This is a genomic window from Paenibacillus sp. NPDC101420 (genome assembly GCF_050277435.1).
Classification (GTDB): Bacteria; Bacillota; Bacilli; order Paenibacillales; family Paenibacillaceae; genus Paenibacillus_AQ.
On the sequence record NZ_JBNNSE010000012.1, the window covers coordinates 65612 to 71611 of the forward strand.

A 6000-nucleotide genomic window follows, 5' to 3' on the forward strand; every position below is an offset into this window, starting at 1 on the left:
TATATGTTAAGTCTTTAGAACCCGTCCCGTCAACCGGAGCATCTCCAGCTTACGTTGAAGTTCCAATTGCTACTCATGATCATTCGTAACGCTTGCCAGTCTAGACTGATTTTCGAACATCAGTCAGTCGCAACAGCAATCGCGGGGCATTTATTTATGTAGTCACCTGAATAACATCGTCGATCTTAATCCAATCATTGTCATATTCCATTTGTTCGAGGATGCTGTATCTGCAAGAAAAGCTGGTGAGGATATGTATCATCGACCTATTATGGAAGATAGCTTATAAAACAAAAATCCCCCACCTTCGGGAGTCGAAGAACAAGGAATGTGTATTGGATGGAAAATAAATTTATTGAAAAACAACTTCAACATCATAAAGCATATCTTGAAAAAATGGCTGCCTCACTTCTAGAATTATGGACACTTTCTGAACCAGTGAAAATTTGGATTTTGAGTCAGCTAGAAGATGCATATTATTATATTCCTGATGATATTGGAAAAAGAAAGCCCATAGAATGGGCCTTCTCATTAATGTTATTTTAGGAATTAACGAACTGAGGTTACGCAATTAAATAATAAAGGGAAATAAAAAGGGTATTTCTTCTCGTCTTTCTTCTCGTCTATCGCTTCGTCTTTCTTCTCGTCTTTCGCTTCGTCTTTCTCCTCGTCTTTCACATCTTTCTTCACGTCTCTCTTCGCGTGGGAAGACGCCGCAGCTACAAGCGATAATTACCAATAAAATGAATAGCACCAGAATCGTAGCAGAGCTAGTGTGCATTATTCAATTCACCTCCATCGTTGTTAATACCATGTAGATTATGTGTTGATAGAGCTTAGTGATTGGATGTTTGTTCCGGTATGATACTAGCCTTATATAAAATGATAGGACAATGAGTGCGAACGATTTACTGAGACAATGTTGAATGAATAAAGAAATACATGGGAGGTGGTTAAATTGACGGTCACAATTCCAGTTCGGTTAGTATGGACATTAATTGGTATTATTGGAATCCCGACCTTAGCTTTCGTATTGGTCTTTGCGAATTAAGAAATGAACATTCGTTGAATATCAAGTTACATAAACAGAAAAATCCCCGCCGACCAGTTAAGGTTGACGGGGATACGTCTTTGATTATGTGTTTAAAAAATCCGCCAGCATGAGTACTGGCGGATTTAATTAGGTGCAGCTATATTGGGAGGTTTGAAACTTAGATAAAGAAAGTCTTAGAGATGATTACCAACAAGATAAATAGAACCAGAATTGCAGCGGTAGAAGTAAATCCTCCAGCAAAATCACCCATCATAATTCCTCCTTTGTAAATGAATACAATTTAGAATATACAAGCTTTTGTAATGATGACCAGCAGGATAAAGAGCACCAAGATTGCACCTGTGGATGTAAAGGCTCCACCAACAAAACGTTCAGGTTCACGTTCACGTTCACGTTCACCAACGCCGCAACAACGTTCTCCACGTACTTCGCCCATTTGTCAATTCCTCCTTTTTAATTGGATACAAAACTAAGATATGCGGGATTTGTATCGGTGCGTGGGGTAAATGGAAATTAGCGTTCACCCCAAACACAAGCAGTGGAAATCGGGTTACTTTCTCCACGTTTATATCTATCAAACATTACTGATCAGGAATACCCTACTATACGTTCCTTATCAGTAAGAGAAAGGGGGAATAAACCATGAACTTTCGCAAACAAGCCAAATTACTACAGGGCAAAAGCGTACAGGTGATAACCACTGGAAGTGTTTTTACCGGAACTCTCTCATCAGTTGGCACAGATTTTCTTATTCTAAGTTCCATTATTAGAGGGCGCAGAAGAAGACGCATCATACGATTGGCGGAGATTATTCTGCTCTCAAGGTTATTCGGCTAAAAGACTATTAAGATACAGAAAGCTTATCTCAAAGTTTCCTTGTGCGTAATGCGGAGTACAGCCCATGATACAACATGTAATTTGTATTCAAGATTAGAAAAACAGGAAAACCCGTCAGGCATAAGCCCGGCGGGTTATTTTATGTATGTTCTAAACTCAAACCGTCCCCGAACAAAATGAGCTCCAGCGAGCTTAATAGAGTCTGGTGTATATCCCTCTACGATTCCACCGTAATCCATCAAGTTGCCAATTGGGTCCGGGTCTTCACGGTACCATACAGATACATTGGATTGAACCAGTGCTGCCGTCAGAAACTCTGAATCTGATACCAACACCTCATTTGTAACACTCACCTCTTTCAATAATCCCCCCATTGCAGGCAGGGATCTATTAGCCTAGCTGAAAAAACACCATTTCACCAATAGCCTGGAAACAACCCCCCACTTACCAATTAAAATTGACGAAGTGATACTTATTGTTTTGTATGTATTGAAATTTTTTCTTATCCATATCTCTCAGATGTATAGTATGTATCAGTAATTCCCTCAAGTATGTACTGCATAATCTTAAAATCTATTACTATTTCAAATTTTAACATGAAAAATTTTCAATTTATGTATTGTAATTACTATATAAAAAAGTAAACTTTTACAAGTAATCGAACTTTGTCTACAAATAATTTTTACGAGGTGACTTATGGAATTTAAAAAAAGAACAGTACTAATGTTGACCGCTGCTATCTTATTTTTGTGTTCTGGGAGTGTAAGTGCGTCGTCTGAACTTGAGTCTTATGATTACACAAAAGAAGAATTGTCTTTTAGACAGCAATTCGGATTAGACACTAATATCAGCAAGGTAAAACAAATGGACTCCAAAGATGACAATATAATGGTAGACTCTAAGTTCGGAGTTAGGTTGACAAAACTAGAGGAAGAACAGCTCATAAAGCGTATCAATCATCAAACAGAAAATTTACCCTTAGTTAAAGAGTACCTAGATAAAAATATAAAAGATGGGCTTGTTTTTATTGACCAAAAGTCTGGAGGGATTATAAACATTGGTTAAAGCTGATACTAATAAAGATCAATATGAATCTGATTTCAAAAAAATATATGGTGACTCCAGTTTAATAAATGTCTTTGTTACAAAATATTCTGAAAACGATTTAAACGAGCTTAATGAAAAATTAATTTCTTTGATAAATACTGATTTTAACGGAGTTACGATTACCGATACGTTAGTAGATTTAGCAGAGCAAAAAATACAGGTGGGTGTGAAGGACTTTAATGAAACGAAGAGAAAGATATTAGAAGAAACTTTTAACGCCGATATGTTATCTATAAGAGAATCTGCTGTCGTTTCGGATGATGTTGACAGAAATTCAACTTACAATCCTCTTCAAGCAGGGACAAAAATAGTTAACAATAACACCGGTGGTTACTGTAGCATAGGTTTTTTGGCTAAACCATCAGGAAGCATTTCAGGATACATTGTTACTGCCGCCCATTGCGGGACTGCCGGTAACTCCTTCAATCAAGGTACTAATAATGTTGGTGCGATAGGTACAAGAGTCTATGGTGGAAGAGTTGATGCTGCAACAATAGGTACATCAAGCTTATCCTATACCAATGATCTCTATACATCTTCCAGTAGAGCAGGATATTTCGATACTGTTCAGGCAAACGACTTCGCAGGAAGTATGGTTTGCATGTCTGGAGCTTCATCAGCCACTAATCCAGTATCGTGTGGAACAATATTGAGCAAATCTGTATCATATAGTATTGATGGGGTAACTTTTAGTAACTTAAGATCAGCTAGCTACACCTCTGCACCCGGGGATAGTGGCGCACCAACATATTATGGTACTGTATTAATGGGAATCAATAAAGGTCGTCATAATGGAAATGCTGTTTATTCTTATATTGGTAATGTACTAAATGCTATGCCTGTACAACCGATTTTAAACTAATGTCGTAACCACTAGAGGAGAAGGTCCATGTTTCAAAAACCACGTACTACTATTAAATGGACTCTTATTTTTGTTTTTTTGTTATTAGTCACCGCCTGTAATAAGAATGATGAAGTTTTGAAAGGAATTGTTCACACAATAGATTTAGAAAATAAAAGAATTTTAGTAATTTCTGAATTAAAAGAAGAAGACTTGAACAAGGATTACAAAGAAGTCCTTGACTCTGGTGAGTATTCCCAGGCCATTTGGGTAAGTAAGGTTACAACTTCTAAATATAAAAAAGGTGATCAAATTGAAATATCCTATGACGTAAGTGATGATTCATTTCCAGCACAAGTGACCGCAAAAAAAATCACTAAAATCAAGAATTGAACAATGAAAAATAGAATCTACTATGAGGAAGCGGCGTCCCCAAGGGGACGCCGCTTTTTTGTGTAGAATTAAAGAAATATGGGACATTAAATAAATTCAACATCGCTCTTAAGGGTGATTTCTGAATCAGGATACCCTTCCGAACAGTTAAGGTTAATAGAGTTTTTTTGCCCTTATGCCAAAACCATCCTAAACTCAAATTCATTTCTCATGTAATAAGCATCAGCAACCTTAACGCTCACTGGGCTCCATTTCTGGGCTGGACCCTCACAATCAATTATGCAGCCAGCCAGATCACCACGCCGTTCAAGTATATCTACTTGTGACTGTGACAAAGCAGCTGTTAGAAGTTCAACATCCGTCTTCAAGACTTTGTATACATTACTCAACACGATCACTCCATATGTTTTAATTAAGTTTGATAAAGATAAGTTTTAGAACTCATATGTATTCCACATCATTTATATTCATGTTACCCCAAAACACACTCCTGCATATAGGATACTAGAATTGGAACATTATGTATATGTCGTTATGTCATACGATAAGAGAATCACTCGAATAAGTAGTTAAATCAATATTTTATATCCCAAATATATGATAAATATTCTATTAATCTACAAAATATGTTTACAAATGTATATATTTATATCATAATTGGATTGTATCCCAAATAAAGGAAAGAAGGTTGAATTATGAAAAAGAAAATTTTACTTGGACTTTTAACTGTTGCTACCTGTTTTTCTCTAGGGTCGACCTCATTCGCTTCGACCACCTCTGCCACAAGTCTACCTGACACTAATCAATCATCACAAATAACCCCATTCCAAGATTTTTCTACTGTGATTAATTTAGTTGTTGGAGATCGCACTTGGGTCACGGGATATTCATTTGTGATTGTTTCTACTGATGGAGCTGCTATTTTAGAACCCTATAATGAAGATGCAATTTATGCTCTCAAACCAGGTATCACAGTTATAAGAGCTGATTTTGGTAATGGAAATTGGATGTATTATTCAGTAGTGGTAAGAGCATCTTAATACTACTAAATTAAACGTTCATATTAATTTCCCCGTCATATAAACCTGGCGGGGATTTTTATTTCTCCAAACGTCCGGCAATCCCACCCTTCAGTATAAATTCCAATAATCAGGATTACCTAGTTTTTCTTATGAGCAAATAAAAAAGTTGCTTTCCCGTTCCTCAATTTATAGTTGGCTTATCTGATAAAATGCTAATAGAGCAGAAATATCTGTAAATGACAAAAGCCCACTAGTCAAAACCAGTGAGCTAATTTCTTTATTCATTTGTAGTCCCAACCCTCTTACTAAAAGCCAGTTCAAATAGCCCAGTTGCTGATAATCCCGCTAAACCGCCAGCCCATAACCGTAGAGTCAAATCCAACTCTGTAAAAGGATAAGCCACAACACCAATCACTAAGCCGATAACTAAGCCAATCAAAGGTAATATATTATTAGGCACGTTAACCGACTTCTTTACAAACTGTACTCCCGCCATCACAAAAACGGCGATCACCGAGGAGAACGCCAGTACATTAGTTAGGTTTTGATTGTCCATTAATTATTTATCCCCCTTCGCAAATAATCCCATGTTGTACAACATTTGAATCACATTAAGTTCTAGCTTTGACTTTTCTGCCGATGTAGTTATCACTCCAACCGCTTTAGCAGCCGTAATAGCCTCTGTATAATTGATGGCATAGGTTTCCTTGCCGGAGATATTTAAACGCTTCTCAATAGTTGCTAGG

General features: G+C 37.0%; 12 protein-coding genes and 1 pseudogene. 6 read left to right on the top strand and 7 right to left on the bottom strand.

The genetic code is table 11. The features are described 5' to 3' along the window. The first annotated feature begins 339 nt into the window (after positions 1 to 339). Positions 340 to 546 (top strand): hypothetical protein, encoded by a 207-nt coding sequence (locus ACQKMP_RS29430; protein ID WP_339241457.1) that lies wholly within the window; start codon positions 340 to 342, stop codon positions 544 to 546. A 3-nt stretch (positions 547 to 549) separates the two neighbouring features. On the opposite strand, the gene ACQKMP_RS29435 is transcribed toward ACQKMP_RS29430, so the two are convergent. The 3 genes from ACQKMP_RS29435 to ACQKMP_RS29445 all read right to left on the bottom strand — a co-directional run bounded on the left by ACQKMP_RS29435 (position 550) and on the right by ACQKMP_RS29445 (position 1490). Then, positions 550 to 690, bottom strand: coding sequence for a hypothetical protein (locus ACQKMP_RS29435; RefSeq protein ID WP_427472410.1), 141 nt, complete (start codon positions 688 to 690; stop codon positions 550 to 552). 521 nt (positions 691 to 1211) lie between these two features. Then, the gene (locus ACQKMP_RS29440) at positions 1212 to 1307 is read right to left on the bottom strand and encodes a sporulation protein YjcZ (RefSeq protein ID WP_427472411.1); all 96 of its coding nucleotides are present in this window, start codon (positions 1305 to 1307) and stop codon (positions 1212 to 1214) included. 27 nt (positions 1308 to 1334) lie between these two features. Beyond that, a complete protein-coding gene (locus ACQKMP_RS29445) occupies positions 1335 to 1490 on the bottom strand; it encodes a hypothetical protein (RefSeq protein WP_197071257.1) in 156 nt (51 codons plus the stop codon). Positions 1491 to 1696: 206 nt separating this feature from the next. Between ACQKMP_RS29445 and ACQKMP_RS29450 the strand changes: the two genes are divergently transcribed. Continuing rightward, a complete protein-coding gene (locus tag ACQKMP_RS29450) occupies positions 1697 to 1891 on the top strand; it encodes a hypothetical protein (RefSeq protein ID WP_339241463.1) in 195 nt (64 codons plus the stop codon). A 134-nt stretch (positions 1892 to 2025) separates the two neighbouring features. Here the strand turns inward: ACQKMP_RS29450 and ACQKMP_RS29455 are convergent, their stop codons facing one another. Continuing rightward, positions 2026 to 2244, bottom strand: coding sequence for a hypothetical protein (locus tag ACQKMP_RS29455; protein WP_427472413.1), 219 nt, complete (start codon positions 2242 to 2244; stop codon positions 2026 to 2028). Between the two features lie 343 nt (positions 2245 to 2587). On the opposite strand from ACQKMP_RS29455, the gene ACQKMP_RS29460 reads away from it, so the two are divergent. The 3 genes from ACQKMP_RS29460 to ACQKMP_RS29470 are packed head-to-tail and all read left to right on the top strand — an operon-like array spanning position 2588 to position 4232. Beyond that, on the top strand, positions 2588 to 2956 hold the full coding sequence (locus tag ACQKMP_RS29460; protein WP_427472415.1) for a hypothetical protein: 369 nt from the start codon (positions 2588 to 2590) through the stop codon (positions 2954 to 2956). Next, positions 2949 to 3860 carry a S1 family peptidase gene (locus ACQKMP_RS29465; RefSeq protein ID WP_427472417.1) on the top strand — a complete coding sequence of 304 codons (912 nt, stop codon included), beginning with the start codon at positions 2949 to 2951 and terminating at the stop codon, positions 3858 to 3860. The genes ACQKMP_RS29460 and ACQKMP_RS29465 overlap by 8 nt, the downstream gene beginning before the upstream one ends. Positions 3861 to 3887: 27 nt before the next feature. Next, positions 3888 to 4232 carry a DUF3221 domain-containing protein gene (locus tag ACQKMP_RS29470; protein ID WP_427472419.1) on the top strand — a complete coding sequence of 115 codons (345 nt, stop codon included), beginning with the start codon at positions 3888 to 3890 and terminating at the stop codon, positions 4230 to 4232. A 173-nt stretch (positions 4233 to 4405) separates the two neighbouring features. On the opposite strand, the gene ACQKMP_RS29475 is transcribed toward ACQKMP_RS29470, so the two are convergent. Next, on the bottom strand, positions 4406 to 4621 hold the full coding sequence (locus tag ACQKMP_RS29475) for a hypothetical protein (protein ID WP_427472421.1): 216 nt from the start codon (positions 4619 to 4621) through the stop codon (positions 4406 to 4408). Between the two features lie 306 nt (positions 4622 to 4927). On the opposite strand from ACQKMP_RS29475, the gene ACQKMP_RS29480 reads away from it, so the two are divergent. Continuing rightward, positions 4928 to 5272 (top strand): hypothetical protein, encoded by a 345-nt coding sequence (locus tag ACQKMP_RS29480; RefSeq protein WP_339241474.1) that lies wholly within the window; start codon positions 4928 to 4930, stop codon positions 5270 to 5272. 259 nt (positions 5273 to 5531) lie between these two features. Here ACQKMP_RS29480 and ACQKMP_RS29485 read toward each other — a convergent pair whose 3' ends face one another. Beyond that, on the bottom strand, positions 5532 to 5810 hold the full coding sequence (locus ACQKMP_RS29485) for a holin (RefSeq protein WP_427472423.1): 279 nt from the start codon (positions 5808 to 5810) through the stop codon (positions 5532 to 5534). 3 nt (positions 5811 to 5813) lie between these two features. Further along, positions 5814 to 6000, bottom strand: a pseudogene (locus ACQKMP_RS29490) (glycoside hydrolase family 25 protein); the annotation flags it as partial.